Annotated in this window: 18 protein-coding genes; 8 read left to right on the top strand and 10 right to left on the bottom strand. The window is 49.9% G+C overall.

The annotated features are described in order from the left end of the window. Positions 1 to 177 precede the first annotated feature (177 nt). The 4 genes from K3T82_RS29100 to K3T82_RS29085 all read right to left on the bottom strand — a co-directional run bounded on the left by K3T82_RS29100 (position 178) and on the right by K3T82_RS29085 (position 4,056). Complete coding sequence (locus K3T82_RS29100) at positions 178 to 1,461, bottom strand: MFS transporter (RefSeq protein WP_220197019.1); 1,284 nt, start codon at positions 1,459 to 1,461, stop codon at positions 178 to 180. A gap of 5 nt (positions 1,462 to 1,466) precedes the next feature. Beyond that, entirely contained in the window at positions 1,467 to 2,126 is a 660-nt protein-coding gene (locus K3T82_RS29095; RefSeq protein ID WP_220197018.1) for an ArsR/SmtB family transcription factor, read from the bottom strand. 317 nt (positions 2,127 to 2,443) lie between these two features. Next, entirely contained in the window at positions 2,444 to 3,046 is a 603-nt protein-coding gene (locus tag K3T82_RS29090) for a dihydrofolate reductase family protein (RefSeq protein ID WP_220197017.1), read from the bottom strand. A 320-nt stretch (positions 3,047 to 3,366) separates the two neighbouring features. Beyond that, positions 3,367 to 4,056 carry a class I SAM-dependent methyltransferase gene (locus tag K3T82_RS29085; protein ID WP_220197016.1) on the bottom strand — a complete coding sequence of 230 codons (690 nt, stop codon included), beginning with the start codon at positions 4,054 to 4,056 and terminating at the stop codon, positions 3,367 to 3,369. A 236-nt stretch (positions 4,057 to 4,292) separates the two neighbouring features. On the opposite strand from K3T82_RS29085, the gene K3T82_RS29080 reads away from it, so the two are divergent. Next, entirely contained in the window at positions 4,293 to 4,877 is a 585-nt protein-coding gene (locus K3T82_RS29080) for a TetR/AcrR family transcriptional regulator (protein WP_220197015.1), read from the top strand. Between the two features lie 294 nt (positions 4,878 to 5,171). Here the strand turns inward: K3T82_RS29080 and K3T82_RS29075 are convergent, their stop codons facing one another. Continuing rightward, positions 5,172 to 5,651 (bottom strand): hypothetical protein, encoded by a 480-nt coding sequence (locus tag K3T82_RS29075; RefSeq protein WP_220197014.1) that lies wholly within the window; start codon positions 5,649 to 5,651, stop codon positions 5,172 to 5,174. A 272-nt stretch (positions 5,652 to 5,923) separates the two neighbouring features. On the opposite strand from K3T82_RS29075, the gene K3T82_RS29070 reads away from it, so the two are divergent. After that, positions 5,924 to 6,337: a hypothetical protein gene (locus K3T82_RS29070; RefSeq protein ID WP_220197013.1), complete on the top strand. Its 414-nt coding sequence runs from the start codon at positions 5,924 to 5,926 to the stop codon at positions 6,335 to 6,337. Positions 6,338 to 6,888: 551 nt separating this feature from the next. Here the strand turns inward: K3T82_RS29070 and K3T82_RS29065 are convergent. Continuing rightward, positions 6,889 to 8,046: an FAD-dependent monooxygenase gene (locus K3T82_RS29065; RefSeq protein WP_220197012.1), complete on the bottom strand. Its 1,158-nt coding sequence runs from the start codon at positions 8,044 to 8,046 to the stop codon at positions 6,889 to 6,891. 209 nt (positions 8,047 to 8,255) lie between these two features. Between K3T82_RS29065 and K3T82_RS29060 the strand changes: the two genes are divergently transcribed. Together K3T82_RS29060 and K3T82_RS29055 are read left to right on the top strand one after the other, a co-directional pair. Continuing rightward, positions 8,256 to 8,927, top strand: a complete 672-nt coding sequence (locus K3T82_RS29060) for a TetR/AcrR family transcriptional regulator (RefSeq protein ID WP_220197011.1) — start codon at positions 8,256 to 8,258, stop codon at positions 8,925 to 8,927. A gap of 241 nt (positions 8,928 to 9,168) precedes the next feature. After that, on the top strand, positions 9,169 to 9,657 hold the full coding sequence (locus K3T82_RS29055) for a P-loop nucleotide/nucleoside kinase family protein (protein WP_220197010.1): 489 nt from the start codon (positions 9,169 to 9,171) through the stop codon (positions 9,655 to 9,657). Positions 9,658 to 9,798: 141 nt separating this feature from the next. Here K3T82_RS29055 and K3T82_RS29050 read toward each other — a convergent pair whose 3' ends face one another. The 4 genes from K3T82_RS29050 to K3T82_RS29035 all read right to left on the bottom strand — a co-directional run bounded on the left by K3T82_RS29050 (position 9,799) and on the right by K3T82_RS29035 (position 15,001). After that, positions 9,799 to 9,981 (bottom strand): hypothetical protein, encoded by a 183-nt coding sequence (locus tag K3T82_RS29050; RefSeq protein WP_220197009.1) that lies wholly within the window; start codon positions 9,979 to 9,981, stop codon positions 9,799 to 9,801. A 195-nt stretch (positions 9,982 to 10,176) separates the two neighbouring features. After that, positions 10,177 to 11,286, bottom strand: coding sequence for a winged helix DNA-binding domain-containing protein (locus tag K3T82_RS29045; RefSeq protein ID WP_220197008.1), 1,110 nt, complete (start codon positions 11,284 to 11,286; stop codon positions 10,177 to 10,179). A 341-nt stretch (positions 11,287 to 11,627) separates the two neighbouring features. Next, complete coding sequence (locus tag K3T82_RS29040) at positions 11,628 to 12,899, bottom strand: hypothetical protein (protein ID WP_220197007.1); 1,272 nt, start codon at positions 12,897 to 12,899, stop codon at positions 11,628 to 11,630. Positions 12,900 to 13,066: 167 nt separating this feature from the next. Beyond that, on the bottom strand, positions 13,067 to 15,001 hold the full coding sequence (locus K3T82_RS29035; protein WP_220197006.1) for a GH39 family glycosyl hydrolase: 1,935 nt from the start codon (positions 14,999 to 15,001) through the stop codon (positions 13,067 to 13,069). A gap of 749 nt (positions 15,002 to 15,750) precedes the next feature. Here K3T82_RS29035 and K3T82_RS29030 point away from each other — a divergent pair. The 4 genes from K3T82_RS29030 (at position 15,751) to K3T82_RS49660 (ending at position 21,144) form a co-directional block, all read left to right on the top strand. Beyond that, on the top strand, positions 15,751 to 17,760 hold the full coding sequence (locus K3T82_RS29030) for a serine/threonine protein kinase (protein WP_220197005.1): 2,010 nt from the start codon (positions 15,751 to 15,753) through the stop codon (positions 17,758 to 17,760). Positions 17,761 to 17,980: 220 nt separating this feature from the next. Further along, entirely contained in the window at positions 17,981 to 18,571 is a 591-nt protein-coding gene (locus K3T82_RS29025; RefSeq protein ID WP_220197004.1) for a hypothetical protein, read from the top strand. Between the two features lie 744 nt (positions 18,572 to 19,315). Next, entirely contained in the window at positions 19,316 to 20,869 is a 1,554-nt protein-coding gene (locus K3T82_RS29020) for a histidine kinase dimerization/phospho-acceptor domain-containing protein (RefSeq protein ID WP_307811216.1), read from the top strand. Then, positions 20,863 to 21,144: a sensor histidine kinase gene (locus K3T82_RS49660; RefSeq protein WP_307811215.1), complete on the top strand. Its 282-nt coding sequence runs from the start codon at positions 20,863 to 20,865 to the stop codon at positions 21,142 to 21,144. The genes K3T82_RS29020 and K3T82_RS49660 overlap by 7 nt, the downstream gene beginning before the upstream one ends. The last annotated feature ends 12 nt before the right edge of the window (positions 21,145 to 21,156 follow it).

The following is a 21,156-nucleotide window of genomic DNA, read 5'->3' as shown; positions in this document are numbered from 1 at the left end:
TCCCTATCTTCTGAATCACCAGTGGGAAAACCAGTTGAACCCTCGTCGAGAACTATGATCCGTTGACCTTCGCTCTATCCTGCGCTGCGCAGAATAGAGCGAAATACCGTGTGAGTCCCTGATGAGAGAGCCAGCAAGAATAGGTACCGGCAGTGAATGGCCAGGAGCAGCGCCTGGTCACTCCATGTCCAGAGCAGGTACCTCCTGTTGTTTTTCGTCCTTTTGAGGAAGATAGCGCTCGGCGTGTCCCAGAGGCGTAAACGAGAAGCCGAATGGGATGAGCATAACCAGGATGCCGATGCCCGCGTAAACCAGCGTCACATTCCCGGTCAGACTGATGATAAATCCTCCGAGCAACGAGCCCAGGGGGATGGCCGACCAGGCCAGGAAGGTGGCAATACTCATGACGCGTCCTAAAAGCTGATTGGGAACGATCGCCTGGCGTAGGCTTCCCGTGTTGATGTTAAAGAGAATGCCCAGACCCTGCGCAAGTGCTTGAATGAACAGAGCCAGCCAGTACCAGGGAGTGAAAGACAGAATGAGCGTAAAGAGGCCCATCAACATGAGCGCACTCAGGGCAACCTTGCTAAAAGACCACCTTGTGCGCAGGACTCCGGCCAACAAAGAGAGAACCACTATTCCAATACTTCCCGCCGTATAGAACAGTCCAACCTGGGTGTCGCTGGCGTGGAAGCGGTCTTTTGCAAACAGGACAAGCTGCGCATTCTGTGTGGCCTCCACAAAGTTGACCAGGGCCATCATCAGCGAGATATTGCGCAGTACAGGATGCCGCCAAACGTAACGTAATCCTTCACTGACATCCTGGAAAATGTGTTTGTGTTCCGCTTGCTCGTCTTTGCTGGCATTGAAGCTGATGGTAATGAAAGCAAAAGAGAGCGCCGAAAGCATAAAAGAGAGCGAATCGAGAAGCATAAGCGACACCAGAGGTACAAAAGTCACCAGAACCCCTGCCAGGACAGGTCCCAGGATACTGGCCGCCGAGTAGCTGGCCTGAATACGCCCATTGGCCGTGACGAGATCATCCTGGTCAACAAGGTTGGGGATAGCCGCAAATTCACCTGAGGTAAAGCTGATAGTCAGGGTTGAGTGAAGAAAGCCGACAAGATAAATCCACCAGACGGAGAGCCAACCCAACCGGGCTGCCATGGGAATGCTCGCGATGATAGCCGCGCGGCCAATATCAACCCAGATCATCATACGCTTGCGGTCAACGCGATCAGCCCACGCGCCGAGGAGTAAGCCAAAAAGCAAATAGGGCAGCATAGTTACAGCCGAGGCTATACCCAGGTTGAGTGCTGAACCGGTGATTTTATAGACAAGCAGGGGCAGGGCAAAAAGCGTCACCGAACTCCCAAGATTCGAGATGGTCTGGCCAGTCCAGTATTTCCAGAAGTTCGTATTGATTTTTCGGGGGATGCGATCGCTCGTCTTCTGTTGCATTGTCGTCAGGAGTTCCTTTCCTCATGCTCTGCTTCTGCGGAAGATGAACCAGGGTTTTGTAAGTAAGGGGGCGCTAAAAAGAAGGCGGTACAGAGCCCATAAACCTGCCCCTCGGGATCTGCTGGTTGGGTCGCGAACTCGTATATCAGGTCGGAGAGTCGCTTGCCAAATTCTTCGGCGTGCTCCCGCGAGAGCCGGGCGTGCGGGAAGCTCGTTGTGCAGAACGAGAATACTTCTTCCTCATCCAGCACCAGAGAATCGGCGAGTTGTTCGCGCGCTTTTGTGAGGAAACGGAGTGTTTGCTCTGCGCGCGGCGTAACCTCCGGGGGAAAGTCGAACTGAAAGAGACGAGCAGTGCGTGTATAATACTTCGCCACAATTCCATGGACCAGGCGGCGCGCGACGACCCGGGCAAGTCCCGCCGCTTCCAGGACTTGCAGGTGGTGCCCAATTGTGCCCGGCGGGATGTTCAGTCTTTCACCAATCTGCTTAGCCGTGGCTGGCGTATGCTTGATAATATCCAGAATGTGCAAACGCGTATCATCACCGATTGCTTTAAACTGCTGCGCGGTATATACCCTGAGCGTTGCTGGAAGTTCGGGCATAGTTACAGCAACGCCCTCAGGCAGCAACTCCTCATTATCTTTCTCTGGTTGTGCAGGCATAAGTTTTCCTTTACCACTTACGTGCGTTTTATACTGCTCGTATGATAAATAGAGAACGTACGGTAAATACCGTACGTCAATAAAATTATACCTGCTTTTTTGCCTGGATGTCAACGTCTGAACACAAAACGCACGCTATCAACCACAGCCAGCCAGAGTCCCACGATGAGAAGAAATCTTGCGCATCTGGACAGCAACGAGTAGAGAGAGTTGACTGGCGATCTGAGACCTTTTTCAACTTTGCCTCCCCTTTGAGAAAAGATTTGTTCGTTTTTCTCTTTAGAGGAGGCACGTTTTTTATTAACAAGTGAGCTGCCTTAAGCTCCAACAGTATCTGTCTTAACTTCTCCGGCTCGCTCATAATTGGCGAAAATCACACCATTTGGTGTAACCAAACTGTCTGTTAATGTAAAGGCCGCAGGAATAGTGCCCTCACTTAACAAACGCTTACCCATGCCAAGCGTGATTGGGAAAGTTTTGAGCCATAGCTTATCAACCAGATCATGTTTGAGCAGTGTCTGGATCAGGTTACCACTGCCGTGAACCTGAATATCAGAACCTTCTGAGTTCTTGAGATTTTTGATGTCATCGACGCTTTTCAGAAAAACTGAGTTTTTCCAATCTGATTTGTCCATGGTATGACTCATCACATATTTTGTGACGTCATTGATGCCAGGCCACATGTCTGCATGCTCAGGCCAGTAGGACGCAAAAAACTCAAATGTTTTCCTGCCTAAAAGAAGATCTGCAGGCTTCATATATTTTGCCATGAATTCACCAGCCGCTTCGTCAGCTTCGGTAAAGTACGGCGCAGTCCAACCGCCATATTTGAAGCCGTCTGAAGTGTCTTCGTCAGGTCTACCAGGAGCTTGCATGACGCCATCAAGCGTGAGGAACATGTGGACGATAATTTTTCTCATAAAAAGCACTCCTTATCAATTGTTGGGTGATGAGAGAAAGGCAATGCCGCCAGGTCTCTCCTCCGGATCTCGTGTTTATGTGTGAAGACAAAGCTCTGCGCGTTTCTTCTCTACTCGGCTCCAGATGACGAACGTTGCTCGCGAAAGCGAGCATAGCATGAGGGCGCGAAAATAACTTCTCTGATCTTGCTTTCTTCTCAAAGAGACGATCTTCCGCAGAGGTCTGGATGCGGACCAAGGTATCGGCGATATCGTTCATAGGTACCTCGCTTCTCGATGGAGTACAAGTCTGTGTTTTCTCATAGGATCGTTCTTTCATCTCAGCTTTTGTAAGCACGGACGAGGATCGCTCCTGGAAAGGTAGAGAAGCGTGGGGGGAGCAACTCCTCCGTTTCTATCTGACAAAAACTGGCTTCCTTGAGGAGAGCTTCCAGTTTTTGTATATGGCTCCCTCCGGCATGAAAATTCGCTGCTTGGCCTGCACGTTCCTGCTTGGGTTTGAAGTCAGCAATGACGAGTCGTCCACCAGATTTGAGGACACGAGCGATTTCCGCAAGCCCCTGGCGTTTGAGAGGAACTGGCAAATGATGCATCATCAAGGTCGAGAACACCACATCAAATGTCTGATCTGGGAAGGGGAGTTGTTCAATCACCCCAAGTTGGAACTCGACTGGAAGGTTGCGCCGAGCCGCTTTCGCACGGGCACGGGCGATCTGCTGGGCTCCCGGATCAATTCCCTCAATGCGGCCCATGCGGCCAATGTGGCGCGCTGCTTCCACCGCGAGTGTCCCCGTACCACATCCCACATCAAGCACCTGCTCCCCCAGTTGCAAACGTGCCAGGCCGATGGTCCTCTGCCTGAGCTTTCGAAACGCTCCATGGAATGAAAAGGTATCGTGGAACCATTCCCCTAGATCGTAACGCCAGCCATCATTGAGAACCAGCCCTTTTGTGTCTTTCGTTGATCCTTCAGCCGAGGAACGGTGGCGGTGGCGTGCAAATGAATGCATAGATTGTTGCTCCTTTTCAGCGAAAAATGCTCTTTTTCTAGAAATACCTGTTTGTGTGTAGGAACAGGCTCAAGACAGAGCGAACGATCTGGCTCGTTTTCTGAATACGTTTGTCTACAGAGTGTAGCCTATCTTTACATCTGTTCCTACTTCGAGTATGCTAGAAAAAGCACGACGAATCAAGAAGCAAAAAGAGCACTATTGTAGCATAAGAGACACAAGAAAGGAATGCGTCGATGAAGATCTCTGAAGAGCACGCAGATTTGCGTGTTCGGCGCACTCACAAGTTGCTGTGGGAAGCACTGATGGCGGAACTTTCCGAGCGGCCATTTGAGGAGGTTACTGTCAAAGATATCTGTGAGCGAGCGATGGTTCATCGCACCACATTTTATAAGCATTATGAGGATAAGTACGCCTTACTTGAGCAAGGAATGCGCCAGATGTATGAAGCATTGCTTGCGGAAGGGCATAGGCCACCCGGCGCATTCTCTCTGAATGATCCGCCACCCTATTTTATTCGCCTGTTTGAGCATGTCGCACAGCATCAACACTTCTACAAGTTAATGTTGTGTGGGGAAGGGATTGGTCGGTTTCAGGAACTGATCAAGAAGTATGTCGCAGAAGTGGCTTTGGTCAAACTGCACAAATTAGCTCCTGCCAATGAGTCCTTCACCTTCCCGCTTGCTATGCAAGTGCAATGTTTTGCGGGAGCCGTCCTCAGCCTCTTAGCCTGGTGGCTTGAGAATGATATGCCTCTTTCTCCTCATCACATGGCGCAATATTTGCTCTCGTTCCACAACACATTGTTCGCTCACCATTGACCAGGGCTGTTCACTTTTTCACCTTCTTAGCCTACCTGGGAGCGGTTAGCTCACCTGTTCCTAACGGATAGCTTGGGGCATTGGATTAATCGATCGCCATCTGTTACAGCCGGAGGCAACGCGTTTGTCCTTACGTTGGCTACAAGCTGATCGTGCTCCTTACGCAGGAGGTTTCTGGAACCTGCACGAGGTGGGCACCATCTCACGTTTAAAGCTATGTGAAGAACATTTTCCGTTTTAGAAGGGTTCATGAAATGCAAAGACCTGCAGTCCAAGAAGAGACGACAGCAGTTATCAGCCCACATGGAACACACTCGAAACAATTGTCGTTGCTCCTCCACCCTTTGTCTCTGAGCCAACACGATAGTCTAACCGCGCTCGATATTGACCTGTCGGCCATTGATCGGAAATGGCGAAATTGACCTCCAGAGTTTCTCCCGTTTTCAAGAAATGGAGTTGAGGCATGAACTTGCGTGCGCAGGGCGCAACAGGCTCCCAGGAGTTGGCACCCTGCCGCTCCAAAAGGAGCACGGTGCAGTCTGTTCGAGCATTGAAAAAAGAGATTGCCTGCTTGCTCTGATTCTTGATTGTCACGCTCATGTCGCTCCCTACCTGATAGCTAGCTGCTCCTACCTGCAAGGTGACGGAGTCAGGAGGAGCCGTAGGAACTGGAACTGTTGGCGATGTAGACCGTATGCTCGTCGGAGGCGCTGTCGCGTCACTTTTCGCGTTATACTCGCATCCGACCAGGAAAAACGCAATCATGATACTCATAAGAAGAAAACATCGTTGAGAGATAGATAGAGAAGTATGTATCAATATGGGCCTTTCTTCAGTGTTGAAGTACGATATTTCAAGAAATACTCCTAGACAGGAGACGGCTCTGCATCTTCAGGAGTTCCTTTTCTTATCCAATGGGCCACTGGTAACCGTGATGGGGAGGGTTATAATATGTTTTAAATACATATGGTATATGAGGATAACTATGCCCATGTGTCCCCTTGCTGCCTTGTGACACGTGTTCATCAAAGGGAGGGATCTCTTTTATGTCGAATAAAGCCATTGCGGTCTGGTTTCTCTTGTGTGTACTTTTTCTCATAATGGCTGTGGCTCTCGGTATCTATGCCAATGTTGTCTTAAACCCCGATCTTCACCAATATTGTCGCTCTGCTCAACATTCTGGAGAAACAACGTGCCGAGCCATCATCGAAGATGATTTCTCTGGTTCTGTCCTGGATATCTATTTCCTGGCAGTGATAGTCTTGCTCATGGCATTGGTATGTGGCTGCATCACCTGGATTGGTGCTCTGGTAAGGCAAGGCAGGCAAAGACAATGGGGCTGGTTTCTTGGGACGCTGACCTTCAGTGGGATCGCAATCCTCATCTACCTGTTAGTGGTACCAAAAACACAACGGATTCCTGCCCCCTCTCTCGATCAGCGCCTCCCCCCAACTTCGTAAGCCTTTCAACATGGAGCCTGATCGAAAGAACCGAGTGTGAAACATAGAGGTCTTCTGGGTCGGATAAGATAAAACAGAATATCCTATGATTCTCCAGCCTTGCCAGAACAGGATAGAGTGAAAAGAAGACAAGAGTAGAACCATGAAATTAGTATCTACAGAAAGATTGAATATTTTTCGTGAAGACATCACACCCCCCTTTCACTATGCTCCTCACTGAATTGGCCGACCCGGATAGCCAGGTGCGCCTGCAGGCCATCAAAAGCATTATGCGCCGTCGTACCGAGTGAATACAGGCATATAGTGCGTTGTTGACATTAATCAATGATTCTGAATATCACGCATGTAAAGCCGCAATTAAAGCGTTAGGCATGCTCAATGATATGCGAGCGTTTGCAGTACTGGCTTCAATGGTCATGCACAATGATGCACGCCTGCGTCTACTCATACTCCAAACCATGGCAAAGCTGGATCAAAATTGTGCATCAAGAAAGCCCATGCGAGATGCATCTCAGGACGCATCTCGCATGGGCTTTCTTATATCCAAAACACTATTTGTTCCGGGAGCTAAACGCTTCAAGAAGGGGCATAAAGTGGGTAAGCTGGTTGCGAGCCCAGATCCCAAAGGAGGTGGTTGGGACGAAAAAGCGAGCGACCTCTGGTACACGTGCCTGGGTTGGCTCTACAATGGGCCGCATTATCTTTTCATATTGCGTAAAGGCTTGACGATAATCTGCGTGGGCTCTGGCGAGTTCCTCCGCAAGTGTAGAGGCTCCAACCATAGCCAGCGTGCTTCCCATGCCAGATAGGAAGGCCGCGCAATGGGCGGCATCACCGATGAGCGCGACCCTTCCCTGTGACCAGTGCGGCATCCGAACCTGGCTGACCTCATCAATGTAGAGGTCGGGCGCGTCTCTGACCGCATCTAACAACTGAGGAACTTCCCATGCCGATTCGCCAGCGAAGGCGTTGAGCAGAAGGTGTTTCTTCTCCTGAATGCTGTGGTAGTCATAATGTAATTTGGGTGAGCGGAAGACAAACATAGCGTAATCCTGATCTGGATAGCGAGAGAGGCCCGCCATTCTTCCGGGTGTATTATAAAACGTGACCCGGTTTGCCTGTGCATTGGTCTCTGGGCCAACCTCGACAATGGAGACATACATGCCAAGGTAACGGACAAATTGCGCCTCCTCTCCGAAAACGAGTCGCCGTACCGCCGAGTGCAGGCCATCAGCCCCGATAACCACGTCGAACTGACGAGCCTCATGATGAGCAAAGGTTACATCAACACCCGTCTCGTCTTGTTTCAATGCCGTAATCGTATCCTGGAAAAGAAAGTCCACAGACTCTTTTGTCAACCCATAGAGGATGTCAACCAGTACATCGCGGCGAAGTTCCACATCCTCACCGGGCTGCTCGTCGAACTGATTTGGGTTAACCTTTCCTATGGGTTTGCCAGAGGCATTTACAAAGGTCATACCATCAGTGCCCACCTGTGCTGCCTGGACCTGTGGTAAAATCCCCATGCGAGCGGCTACATCCAGGGCCTGACCTCGTACATCAATCGGAGAGCCACCCATGCGAGGCCCTGCACCTTGTTCAACTACAGTCACGTTGAAATGATATTGCTTGAGCCAGTAAGCGAGCGTTAATCCGGCGATGCTAGCGCCGGAGATAAGAATATTCTGGATTGGAAGTTGTTGTGACATTTTCGTTCACTCCTTGAAGGATCTTAAAAACAGGCGAGAGGACTACCTCCTCACAAGCGTGAGACAGAGCGCTAATGTTGACACTATTCCCATTTCGTTACATAGTGAAGTATTCGTAATACCCTATCTGTTGTGAGTCTACTTAATCCAAGAGCTAAAAACGAGAAGCAATCAAGGGAAAGTGTTACCTATGTAACAGGGAGCGGAATGTGTCACATATCTCTGGTGATCTGCGAGTTCGGCGCACGCAGAAACTTATACGGGAAGCGTTTATCGCCTTAATAGAGGAGCGCGGTTTTGACGCGTTGACAGTAGCTGATATCGCGAGCCGGGCGATGGTCAGCCGTACAGCCTTCTACCGCTACTATGAAGATAAATATGATATGGTGTTGAAGCTCTTTGAAGAGATTGTCGCCGCGATGAACAAGGAGCTCGATAGTTCCCGGCGCGAGGCTGTAGACAACATGAACGCGCAGACCTCATTGCAGTCATGGGGAGAGCTTTTCCAGTATACAGAGGAAATATTGCCTCCATATGTGACGCTGTTTGAGCATGTCGCGGAATACGAGAGGTTGTATCGAGCCTTGCTTGGCAAGAGAGGGAGTACCTGGTTTGTCATCAACTTGCGTGCTTATCTTGCCAGGATGATAGAAGAACGTCTCCAAGCCCTTCTGAAGGGGCTTGTGAGGCAACAGAAAAACTCTTTACATGTTTTCGAAGATGGCTTTGTGCCGACTCAGATCGCGTCCCTACTTGTTGATACGATAACCTGGTGGTTGGAAGAGGAGAGGCCATACTCACCCAGGCAATTAGCGATCTATTATACCCATATGATGTGTGCCATTCTTAAAGATGTTCCTGCCTGGGATCCAAGTATGTGAGGTGAACTCGCCAGGCGCAAGAAGTGGGTTGGTTGCATCAGGGGCCGATTATTTTCCCTATTTTAAACACATCTACTATTGATGAAATATCTGCTTTTCATCTTCTATCCGAATTTTTCTAGAGTCTGTTAGTGATTCAATTTTGAATTCTGGTCAGGGAGCACATATTTTTAACTTCAATTAGCCTCAACGCCTGTGCGTAGTTTCTTCATTTGATTTAGAACCTGGTAGAATAACGTTTATGAAAAGAAAACCTATTGTTTATCTAATTTGTGGATTTATCGGTGCTGGTAAAACTACTTTTGCAAAGAAGCTAGAAGAAAAAACTGGCGCAGTAAGAATCACGAAGGATGAGTGGTCAATTCGTTTAATTGGAAACGATCCTACAATCGATGGATATGAGGAATGGGATCATAAAATCTGTGAGTTAACAAGGGATGTTGCATTCCAGCTTGCTGAGAAAGGTATTGATGTCATTATTGACGAGGGATTTTGGGAAAAAGAACAACGAGATGAGATGAGAAGAAGAACAGGTACAATTGGTGCTAAGGCGGTAATGTACTATGTTGAGACGCCGATAGAAATGATACGAGAAAGGGTTGTGGGAAGAAACAATAATCTCACGAAAGACTCGTTTAAGATTAGCCGAGAAATGTTGGATAATTATCTGATGTATTGGCAACCTCCTGGTGAAGATGAAGATTACATTCTCGCCAGTGAGGTGAAATAATTGGAGGGGAAGATGCATGCCTTTGTCCTCTTAGCTGGTGTACTTGATCAGGGAAAGAAGGTTTGCCAATAGATTGCCATGTTCTTGCAAACAGCCTTTTCTAGAGGATCTATGCAAGAATATGTTTCTGGCCCAAAAAAACTACGACTTCAAACCTGATCTGCAAAGGCACTCTTCCAACGAGGCAAGATAGGTCTGTGGATCACGGCGAAAGCGGAGTCGGCGGCGACGGCCCTCGTGGCGATAGTCGAGGGTCTGGAGAAGTGCTCGCCAGGCGGTAATATTGGAGGGGTGGAGGTCCGCAGCCAAGATGGACCAGAGCATACTCTAAGGCAGTTGAATGGGTTTAGGGTGACTGTTTTTGCCGCAAAAAGAGCGCAAAGCAGCATCCAGGAAGTCTTTTACTATTGAGGCGAAGCCGCTTGAGAAGTGCATCTGTCGCTTAGAGTATGTTCTGCCCCTGTCAATCGAGTGATCCTCTTGGCATATCCACAGAAAAATCGCTACGCTTATATCGTATCACCTGTTCTCGTGGAAGCGAAACTGGATTTCAAAGGCCTCTGCGTCGTCGGCAATCCAGCGTAAGAGTCGCTCCCCCTCCTGCTGCAACTCGTTTTGAACAGCGAGCGAAAGTGGCCCAAACGGCTCTATCACAAGTGTTACTGAGGTGTCTCGCCGTTCAGTCTTCCACAAACCATGCACAAAGCCATCGACCAGAAAGACTTGAACCACAATATTGCCATGAGAGATAAAAGGTCGATAGGCGTTGGTTATTACACGAAGGCGGTCAGCGTAGCCATATATAAGATTGTCAAACGCCGGGAGGAAACGTACCGGTGCGGGTGTCTCAGCGGGAGGGATAGGCGCATCCAGCAGATCAAAGAGTTCTTTTCCCTGCTCATCTCGATATATTTGCAGTTCTGGCCTGAGAGCTTCAAGGGAGCTCTGAATACCGGTCAGCCCCGACCAGGCCTGAATATCTCTGGCACTAGCCGGGCCGAAGGCCGCCAGATAACGGCGAATAAGGTCATGCAGCCCCTCCTGCGGGGAGGCAAATGGTTGTCCGAGCCAGGCCGACGCCTGGATGTGAGCTGGCTTGCCTGTGAACCCCCACATGCCAGCAGGGAGTATCTGGATAAGCGCCAGGTGCATTCTTACGGCGTCGGCGATCTGCTGCTTGCCCATACCGGGGAAAAACTCTTCCATCTTTGCCCGCAACTCGACTCCCGTACGTGGCTGTTCCTGGATATAGGCTTGCATCACCTTGACGAAGCGATCCAACTCAAAGCCCTGCGCTTTGCGAGCGAAGAGATGGAGATTGCGGTTGAGTGTGGATCGAAGGAGAGGATGGATCCACAAGTAATCCTCTGCCATCAAAAGATGCAGGGTCCCACGCAGCGACGATGCTCTCACTACATGTCTCGCCTCAAGAAGATTGCTCAAGAAGTCACGCTCAAAGGCGCGCAGGCGCGTCCACAGGCCAATATAGGGAGCATTAGACACCTGCCCTTGTAGAGCAATGAGATGCTTTATGGCATCTAGGAGTGATTGGCTCACTCGCTCTAGCAGGAATTGGCGCGCAAGAGTGGCGCGGTTGAGTTCGCGCAACGTCAGTATACGTTCTGCCATTATCTCTTCTTTTCCCTTTGTTATGATCAACTTGGAACAAATGAAAACCATGACGGCGGACCAGCCTGTCGCCGATGGCGATCCATAAAACGGTTATTTATACAGCTCGCTAAGGACAATATAGCGTCGAAGGAGGACGGAATCAGTCCTTTATAGAGGATCATAATGAAGAGAAGGAGAGGAGAATTATTATCCTTGTTCGCGATAGAGACAGAAGATCTACAGATAGCCATTTCTGTAGATCTTCTGTCTCTATTGATGGAGGTGAGCAAGAATATGAGAGGGGAGGTCTTCGTTAGGCACAACAACGTCGGCATCCTCAACAACTTCGACTACAACCATTAACTCCAGGTCACAGCATCGATGTATATGGTAGCTTGAACGCCGTATAACTGGACACCCAGTGTCCTGGCTGAGCCTGGCATTGTGGCAGGAATGGTATAGCTCAGGCGATACCAGGTTCCACTGGGAAGGGTGACAAAGGAGCCACCATACCATTTCCAGTTCTGGTCCATGACAAAGAGTGTGGCCTGAACATCGGTGCCTTGAGCCGCGTAAATATAGGCGGTAACCGTTTTCCCCGCTGGGAGGGAGGTGGGTAGCGTATCGTTGAATACGAATGGGAAGTCTTGATCGTTGGCGGAGTTAAACGCCACCAGCAGAGATTGCCTGCCATCCATAGCTACATTTGCGCTGCTTGCTAGCTGTGATATGTTCCCGTTTTGTCCCCATCCGTTTGTGCCGTTCTCAAACGAGAACGTATAGCTGTTCGTTGGCGCTATAGGAGTCGGCGTTGCCTTTACAGATGTGGGGTTTGCCGCTACCGTTGCTATTGCTGTTTGCGTTTCCGTCACGGACGGCGTTGCCTTCTGCGTCGCAGGCGTCTTTGTGGGACGACTCCCAGAGGTTCCGTGTGATGTAGCTAGCATGCCAGGCGTGCTGGTTGGCGCGGTATTGGCGGTGTCTTGCCGCGAGTTCGCGTTTGACCCTGGTGTTTGCTGCTGCAACCAGAAGATGCCAGCCCCGCCAAGCAATACCAGACAAATGATAATCTGAATGATATATCGTCCTCTACCGGGCCGGGAGACTTTGCGCGGCGGATCTGGCGGGATACGTGTCACGGCTGGGGGAACCTGCACATCCTGGGACGGGGTGATACCAGCCATCGCGACTGTGGGGGTGCTTGCCTGCGCTTGCCCATCAAGCTTTCCCGTCGTTTTTGTCTTTGACTTCGTTGACGTGGTGGATGTGCCCTGTATGCCAGAGAGGGAAACATGATTGCTTGCCCATACGCCTGGTATTTGCGGAGAGATCGGCGGTGGGAGCGTGATCTGTCCTGACGGTATGCCAGGGGATGAGACCTTATCGTTAAGAGATAACGTCCTTTCATCTAGGGCTTGAAAGGGGTTAGAGATCATCGGGTCCTGGGTGATCGGTCCGTTATTATGGCTTGCCCGTCCCTGATCTTGCTCTGCTTTCTTGAGATCACTAAGCCATGTACCGGCAGTTTGCAACGGTTTACTCACGAGAGCGGAAGATATAATTGCTGGATTATCCAGTTGAGCTTGCGATTGATCATAACGTGTTCCCAACTGATCGAGTAGCTCTTCCATTCTCTTCTTATCTGAGATTGCCTCAGAAGATCCTTCCTCCATCACAAAACCTTTCTCATGTTGATTGTATCAAAAATAGAATATTGGCATATAACGAGAAATATGGTTATTAGCGGAAACTGCCGCTAATAACCAATAAAGAAGCCTCGATTTTCTGCATGTGTACATCAAGTCCAGGTCACAGCATCGATATACACGGTCGCTTGAACGCCGTATAACTGAACACCCAGTGTCCTGGCTGAGCCTGGCATTGTGGCGGGAATGGTATAGCTCAGGCGATACCAGGTTCCAGCGGGAAGGGCGACAAAGGAGCCACCATACCATTTCCAATTCTGATCCATGACAAAGAGTGTGGCCTTGATATTGCTCCCCTTCGCTGCGTAAATATAGGCGGTGACCGTTTTCCCACCTGGGAGGGAGGTGGGTAGCGTATCGTTGAACACGAATGGGAAGTCGTTGCTATTGACAGAGTTCAGCGAAACCAGTAGCGATTGCTTGCCATCTCTGGCAACACCTGCGCTGCTTGCTAGTTTCGATATGTCACCATTTGGCTCCCATCCGCTCGTCCCATTCTCAAACGAGAACATATAGTCGCCCATTGGTGTTGTAGGGGTAGGAGTTGGTTTCACGGGAGTAGGTGTCGGTTTTACAGGCGTAGGCGTTGGCTGTACAGGTGTAGGCGTTGGTTGCGCGACGGTTGGCGTTGGTGTCGGCGCTCCCTGAGAGCCATCGAGCGCGATGTCGAAAGAGACGACGCTGAGGGGAGACATCGTATAGGCGAACTGCCCATTTGCATATGTCCCGTTCTTCCCGCTCAATGGTAATGTGCTCCCATCAAGCGTATAGGCCGAATAACGACCGCTCACGCTGCTGTTTAAGTTGATGGTCAATGCCTGCTGGTTTTTCATATCCTTATTGACCACCGTGACAAAGATCTTCTTCCCATCCGCCGAGCGGCTTGCCACCAGGTCGAGCATACTGCTCTTACCCGAACTCTTGAGCAGGGTGGTTCCTGTATGGTTGCCAAAGAGGAAGAAGGTGTAATAGGGGGTATAGGGGGCGAAGCTCTGATTATTGAGCAGGCCCAGATTGTTATCCCCTGCTTCTGATAGAGCATAGAAGTTGAACATGTCGGCTTTGGCCTGGATGCCAGTCATAATGGTGCTCGCGGCATACACGGCATCATAGTTTGTGTGATAGAACTGGTTATTGCCGCTGGCCAGATTGTTCCAGGCCATATTGTATTCCGTGAGGGCCGTTCCGAAATGTTTCCCAGACTGGCTCTGGATTGCCTGAACCTTGTGTACTTCATCGGCATAGCGCGATGTATCGGTCAGGCGCTTCTGATCGTCCGACTCTTCATATTTGCCATAGTCGTGCCAGCTTAAAATATCGAGCAGGTCGTTGGTATTTTTCGCGGCATAGTCAACGACGCCACCTTGACCGAGATCGGCCCAGGGAGCTGCGGGACCGACAAGATGGATGCTTGCGTCCACGCCTTTCATCGCGCCGCCTACGATTTTGACAAAGTTGGCCCAATCGGCCTTATCGGTGATTTTGCCATCCTGCTCGTTTGTCGGCTCGTTCCACATCTCCCAGTAGCGTACTTTATGGCCCAGGACAAGCTGAACATTGTAGCGATTGATGACCTGTTTCATAAAGAGGGCGTAGCTCTTCCAGTCATGCTCCGCGATGCCTCCTGGATAGCCTGCGATGACGAAGAGTGGCTCCGCTCCCGCGTCAAAGACGCTTTTGAGAACCGCATCCATGTGGGTAAAATTACAAACCGTTGGCGAGCTACACATTGGCGCTCCTCGGTAAATTGCGTACTGAATAGCCCCAACGCGCACCATTTTGATATTGGCGTCGCGGATACGTTGAATCGTGGTTGGGTTTCCCGCCCACGCAAGATACTTATCTGGAGCATTTACTCCCCAGACAAAGGGATTCACGTTGCCGTTGTTTGAGTTCATATCGATGGATAGCGTTGTATTGTTTGCTGCGAATAGCCGTATAGAGGTAGGTATGGCTACCCCCAGAGCCACCAGCGCGACGAGTATACCAATCAATAGCGGCAAGCGCTTCTTAAATAGTCCAAACATCTACGATTTCCTTCCCTGCAATGTAAGATGTCGTGGTGTGAATACAAAGGTTTGAGCTTAGGGATGTGACGAGGTGGAGCGAACACACTGGTTCTTCAGCGAGTGTGAACAGGCAGTGTTCGGAAAGATGGCAACGGAGGGGATGCATTACTCCTTTTCCCCTATGAAGCATAGGTATAAAGTAAGCGAATGAAGTGAAGGATGGCAATGATATGTATGAAGAAAAAATAGAGTGGCTCTACGTTGAGAATCTAGATTTTTCCCATCCTGCTAACGAGTAGCAAGGACCTTTGAGCAAATAGTACAATGAGAGGAATCATGGGATCAAGGGAATAGTAAAGATGTCTTACCTCAACCATTCTTCACTTCAAGGGTGGCAGAGAAACAAGGCTCCCTATGCTCTTGCCCCTTGTGGGCCTCAAACCCAAATCAATTATTCTTTCAACAATATCTATAGGTCATATGACCCTTGCCCTCGTTTGCTCCCCTGCCTTATGCTCTCTGCTATCGACCAATAAAGTTACGACAAATCCTCATCGAACCTTGCCAGAGCCTGAATAATAGCCCTATGTAGAAATGTCTGTAAAAAGATCAGCCCTGTTTCGCCTGGTTCGAGTGTGTGAAACACTACGGAAACCACTATGGTGTCGTTACCAAAGTCGTGGCAAGGTTTGTCCTGTTTCGAGAGGAAAGGTACCTATTCTTACACTCTTTTGGTGTTTTCTATTAGATGCATGGAGTGCGACAGTATGCAATTTTTGGGACTTGAGATCGGTCACTATCAACTTACCCAACTCATCGGGAGTGGTGGTATGGGAGAGGTCTACCTTGCAGAGGATCTGCATCTTTCTCGTCAGGTAGCCATTAAATTATTACGTATGGATCTTCTTGCTACCACAGATACACATAATTTGCAAGAAATGCTCCATCTTTTTCAACATGAAGCTCAAGCTATTTCCCGTCTTAGCCATCCTCACATTCTCCCTTTATATGAATATAATGAGCAAGATGTCCAGGGGACGAGAATCTCCTATATGGTGATGCCCTTCTGCTCACAAGGCTCGCTTGAACAATGGCTGTTGAGGAGGCATCATCCTCTCCCACTTCCTTTATCAGAGGCTCTTCCCCTCCTGCGCCAAGCAGCAGACGCGCTTCAATATGCACATGACCATCATATTCTTCATCGTGATATCAAACCCCAGAATTTTCTGCTCTCAGAGCAGGGTTCCGCCAGTCATCCTCATCTCATGCTTACCGACTTTGGAACGGCAACGGTCATGAATGCCCCAACAACTTCCGGAACGGTCGTACGTGGGACGCCTGCCTACATGCCACCAGAGCAATGGACTCAACGCGCAACCTATGCATCCGATCAATACGCGCTGGCGGTGATGTCCTATTATCTTCTCACCGGGCATATGCCTTTCCCTCATACGAGCAATCTAGGGGTTCTGATGAATCAGCATATTCATCAACAACCAGCTTCCCCTAGTACACTAATACCTTCTTTGCCTGAATACATTGTCTCCGCCATCCTCAAAGCACTTGCAAAAGATCCAGAGCAGCGCTTCCATTGTGTCTCAGACTTTGTGAAAGCGCTGGAAGGGGCTAGTCCAGATGATGTTATCCAATCTTCCCAGGCCTTAATAGTCCCATCAGTTCCACCCCCACCAACACCCTCACCCACCACGTATCAGCAGCCTGCATCTTCGCAGACATTGCACTCTACTGACACGCTCGCTTCTCCACACCCACTTTTGACGCCCGTGCGTACACTCCCACCTGCGCCTTTGGGCGTGCCATTCCCTATTCCAGGAAGACCTTTTCCTCCACCAAATACATCGACTTCTCGAAGAAAAACGTGGACCATAGTCATCACCCTCCTGATACTCGTACCTTTTCTCTGTTGCGCTATCCCGAGCCTTATCTTTACCTCACTTCATCTGGACTCGGACGTCACCAATGCTCCCACCACCACGACTCACACAGAGACACAGGTTCCAACCACAACAACACGCACAAGATCAGGCCAAGCGGGCCCTGGTGATGCTCAGCAAACAGCTACTGCGGAAGTTCAGCAAACAGCCACCGCCATTGTTGCCCCAACGGCAACAGCCTTGGCGCAAGCTCAGGCAACCGCCGTTTCTCACATATCCCTCACCGACGCTACCCAGAATGCTCCCGAGTATAGCGATACGTTGAATGATCCAAACCAGGGCAATACCAGTAGTAAGGGCTGGGTTCAGGATAACTGGTGCCAATTTCACGAGGATGGATACCATGTCACGCAAGACGACGAACACAACCAGCATGCGTGCGTAGCTTCCAGGACTTCCTATACCAATTCGACGATTTCCGTCGATATGCGAATCCTCCGGGGGCATAGCGGAGGCATCTTTGTTCGTTTCCAAGACAACGGTGGGGTGTATGGAGGGTATCTCTTCGAAATCAGCAGCGCCGGAGAGTTTAAGATCTCAAGCGTGGATTGGCAGGCGAATGCCTTAATCGACTGGACCGCCTCATCGGCTATTAAAATGGGTGGGAAAAACACGCTTGCAGTCATCACATGTGGTCACCATTTTAAATTCTATGTAAATAATATCTTCCTTGGGCAAACGTCAGATGACAATAATTCCTATACCTCGTCTTCACCCATTGCCCTCGCTGCTCTTGCCGACAATTCACCAACCGAAATCACCTTTAGCAATCTAAAGATGTATTCTTCCATTTGTCCGCCCATAACGCAAAAAAATGTATAAGATTACTGATAAGTGCTGCACGTAGCCGATTCTTTATCCGTACATCGGTCTGAACCCCTCCAGAGAGTACGCAACGCCTTTATACTCTATAAAGAGGGTTTGATACTCATTGAGTCAAATCATAGATGTATTTTGTTTTGAGACCGCTGTCAATCACGAGTTCCCTTGTGCACTGGTCTCTCTCAGTGTGCGATTGGAATGGGAAGAGAAGGAGAGGAGCATGGTTCCCGCATTCAAGAAAAAAGGCGTATTTCGCATGATGGTAAGCCAATTCCTGGCAATGGTATTGTTGTTCAGTACAACCTCAACGGTGTTGGCCTCTTCAAGGCTGACGACAGCCCACATCCGTTCCAAAGCAACAACTTCGTTCATAAGAGGGTCTAGTAAGAACGGAGAGGATGGGAAGTGGTACTCTGGGGGGGATCAACAGGAAGATAGTGTAAATGAGGGTCATAACTGGGGATATATTCAAGACAACGTCAGCAATAGCGGAGATAACAATGGAAATTTCATGCGCAATCAAGGACGCACGCTAGGAACGCAGGTAAACACACAAGCGAGCGACTTTCCTTCCCCAGGAAACGGCGATGTGAGCGGCGGGTATTCTGGGGGAGACAAACAGGAGAGCAGTGTGAATGAGGGTCATAACCGGGGGTACATTCAAGACAACTCCAGTAGTAGCGGAGACAATAACGGAAATTCGACGAAAAATCAGGGGGATACGATTGGAACCCAGGTGAATACCCAGGCGAGCAACCAAATAGATGTGCGAGTCAATGTACAAGTAAACGCCGGTTTTCGCGATCGATGACAGAGAGTACGGCTTGTGCTTGGATGCTCTCTCACGCAAAAAAACGGAGAGTGTAATCTGACTTGATTACTGGCGAAACTCTGTCATGAGATACAATGGTGTAGAATCTATGTGCGTTGGCTTCATGAGAAGTTACTTTTCTCAAGATACTCCATCGTTGAGTTATCGCGCCAATGGTCTTTCGTGGGGAAATTGAGTATCCAGGGAGTACTTGCATTGTAAAGGCTCGGTTGACCAATACGCAGTTTCCCCTCTCGGCACTCTTGTTGCTAAGACACAAACATATGCGGGTTATATACCCGGCTCGGTTTTGTCGAAATCGGGAAATAAAGAAGTCATTCCAGGGCTCTTTAGTACTCTTTTCGAGAAAAAAGATTCTCAAAGGCATCGAGAAGGTGAGATTGCAACACCTTTGTTAGATGGTTTCGGATTGATTGCGTTATGCAAGAGCGTCATCTCTCCTCACCAAAGTAGCCCATGAGTCATGAATTGCTTCACAGAGCCATACAACGGTGTTCGCAAAGGTTGCGCCACCGCATTCTTCAGCCAGTCTTGTAAACCAGCGTGTTCGCCCTGGCAACTTGTGTGTGATGAGATTGCCAGCTTTTCTCCACGACGTATACAATAATGGTATGTGAGTTCTCTTTTTCTCGGCATGCAACCCGATTGAGCATTTCTAAAAGGAGCTTCCAGGTGAGGAAAAGATGGCAACATGTCTCACCGTGCACACCGAAATGGAGTGGAATGCTGAGGGGGAAGCACTTTCCTCATGCTCGCCCTCTAGAGGAAGCACGCCAACGACTCAACCAATTGGAAGCCATCTGGGAATCGTTCCCGGAGAGCCTCATTGTCTGTAATCACAACCAGGCGATTGTACGGATTAATGCCGCTGCTCGTAAACTCTTTGAAGTGAGCTCCGAAGCTCAATGCCAAGGAAGAGACTACCAGCAATTTCTCACTTCCTACATCCGCCCTGATGAGCAGCCACCATGTGCCTCCTCAGAGAAATGGTCGATGAACCTTGCGCTTGCCGGGACAGCAGGAGCTGATTTGCCAGAACAGACACTGCTGTTGCATCTGCCTTCCGAGCGTAAGGTATCGGTCACAGTTCGCACCTTTCCCGTGAGTGCTCAAGGGCGCGATACAGAAGAAACCGTCTCCATCTTTCATTGGGGGGATAAAATCTCCTATCTCCACCGTGTTCACGCATCGATGTTGGATTTGCTCACCGCGATTGCGCAGATTCCCGAGCAGATGGAATGTGTCTTGCCAGAAGAAACCTTCCTCCTCTCGTCTCCGGTGCTCTTCGTGGCCCAGCAGGTGGTGGATGTCATCCATTCTGTCCTTGACTGTCCCAGGGTGAAAATGCTCGCGCACGGTCATCGAACGGGCCGTCTGTATTTTGTCGCAGGGAGTGGCTTGACCGCTGAACAAGAACGGTATTGGCGGGACATTGGGGGAAACTTCCATCCCTCAGAAGTGCTCGACGACGCGGCATACGCTCGCCTGGGCGCCCATCAGGAAGTGGTGCTTGCATATGAACAGTTGCACACCATTGAACGTCTAGGAAAACAACTGCCTTTTCCGGCATCTCTTTACTCTGTGTCTCATGACACAGAGACGATCCTGATCGTTCCTCTGTTTCTGGAGCACGAGTGGGTTGGTTCGCTGATGGTCATCAAAGCGAGTTCGGAGGGAGCGTACACACCAGAGGAGATCGCGCTGGTGAAAGTCGTCGCAGCGCAGACTATGCTGGTCATCGATGGCATTCATGGTTTCTCTGCCCAGGAAGGGCAAAAGAATAGAGCACTTGCCCAGCGCGAAGTAAATCGCCTGGTCGGCGAATTCTTGACCCTGGCTACCCATGAACTGCGCACCCCACTGACGGGGATTATGGGGAATCTGCAATTAGCACAGCGCCGCTTGGAGACCTTCAAAAAACAGCTTGCTTCTCCATTCGCTCAGATACAAGAACCTCTTACTCACGCTCAGCAACCTCTAGCAGCCGCCTCGCAGAGTACCCAGCTTCAGCAGCAGATGATCAATGACTTAATCGATGATGCACGGATCCAGACCAATACACTCACATTGTCCTTGATCCCTGAGGACCTGGGGGCCCTGCTCAGAGAGGTGGTGACCAATCAGCAACACGCTGCGCCAGAGCACACTATCGTGCTGGATGTTCCGCCTTTGGAGCAAGGCGTGCCCATCCTCGCCGATGCTGGGCGAATCAAGCATGTGCTCGATACGTATCTGACGAATGCACTCACCCATGCCCCTCAGGACAGCCTGTGGTAGTGCTGTTACGAGTTGCGGAATCGCTTGCCCGCGTCTCAGTTCATAACGAGGGATCAGGCATTGCGAGAGAAGAGCTTGATCATATCTGGGACCGCTTCTATCGCGCCAAAGGCAGTGCTATCCAGCATGAATTGGATCTGAGTTTCGGATTGCCTCTCTATTTGTGCCGAGTGTTCATTGAACGGCATGAGGGGAGCGTTGGGGTGCAGAGCGCTCCTGGTCAGGGAACCACGTTCTGGTTTACCTTGCCCATCACCTCATCTCGGGGAGCGTGACACAAGCGCTCT

The sequence above is a fragment of the Ktedonospora formicarum genome (assembly GCF_016587355.1).
Lineage (GTDB): Bacteria > Chloroflexota > Ktedonobacteria > Ktedonobacterales > Ktedonobacteraceae > Ktedonobacter > Ktedonobacter formicarum.
The sequence above is the reverse complement of the archived record's forward strand: the minus strand, read 5'-3'. Positions and strand labels throughout refer to the sequence as shown.

Coding starts and splice junctions, on each gene's coding strand:
- K3T82_RS29040 (WP_220197007.1), bottom strand. CDS start 12,899: ATGGAAGAGCTACTCGATCAGTTGGGAACACGTTATGATCAATCGCAA.
- K3T82_RS29095 (WP_220197018.1), bottom strand. CDS start 2,126: ATGCCTGCACAACCAGAGAAAGATAATGAGGAGTTGCTGCCTGAGGGC.
- K3T82_RS29090 (WP_220197017.1), bottom strand. CDS start 3,046: ATGAGAAAAATTATCGTCCACATGTTCCTCACGCTTGATGGCGTCATG.
- K3T82_RS29100 (WP_220197019.1), bottom strand. CDS start 1,461: ATGCAACAGAAGACGAGCGATCGCATCCCCCGAAAAATCAATACGAAC.
- K3T82_RS29030 (WP_220197005.1), top strand. CDS start 15,751: ATGCAATTTTTGGGACTTGAGATCGGTCACTATCAACTTACCCAACTC.
- K3T82_RS29085 (WP_220197016.1), bottom strand. CDS start 4,056: ATGCATTCATTTGCACGCCACCGCCACCGTTCCTCGGCTGAAGGATCA.
- K3T82_RS29045 (WP_220197008.1), bottom strand. CDS start 11,286: ATGGCAGAACGTATACTGACGTTGCGCGAACTCAACCGCGCCACTCTT.
- K3T82_RS29050 (WP_220197009.1), bottom strand. CDS start 9,981: ATGCTCTGGTCCATCTTGGCTGCGGACCTCCACCCCTCCAATATTACC.
- K3T82_RS29020 (WP_307811216.1), top strand. CDS start 19,316: ATGCTGAGGGGGAAGCACTTTCCTCATGCTCGCCCTCTAGAGGAAGCA.
- K3T82_RS29080 (WP_220197015.1), top strand. CDS start 4,293: ATGAAGATCTCTGAAGAGCACGCAGATTTGCGTGTTCGGCGCACTCAC.
- K3T82_RS29035 (WP_220197006.1), bottom strand. CDS start 15,001: ATGTTTGGACTATTTAAGAAGCGCTTGCCGCTATTGATTGGTATACTC.
- K3T82_RS29065 (WP_220197012.1), bottom strand. CDS start 8,046: ATGTCACAACAACTTCCAATCCAGAATATTCTTATCTCCGGCGCTAGC.
- K3T82_RS29025 (WP_220197004.1), top strand. CDS start 17,981: ATGGTTCCCGCATTCAAGAAAAAAGGCGTATTTCGCATGATGGTAAGC.
- K3T82_RS29070 (WP_220197013.1), top strand. CDS start 5,924: ATGTCGAATAAAGCCATTGCGGTCTGGTTTCTCTTGTGTGTACTTTTT.
- K3T82_RS29055 (WP_220197010.1), top strand. CDS start 9,169: ATGAAAAGAAAACCTATTGTTTATCTAATTTGTGGATTTATCGGTGCT.
- K3T82_RS29075 (WP_220197014.1), bottom strand. CDS start 5,651: ATGAGTATCATGATTGCGTTTTTCCTGGTCGGATGCGAGTATAACGCG.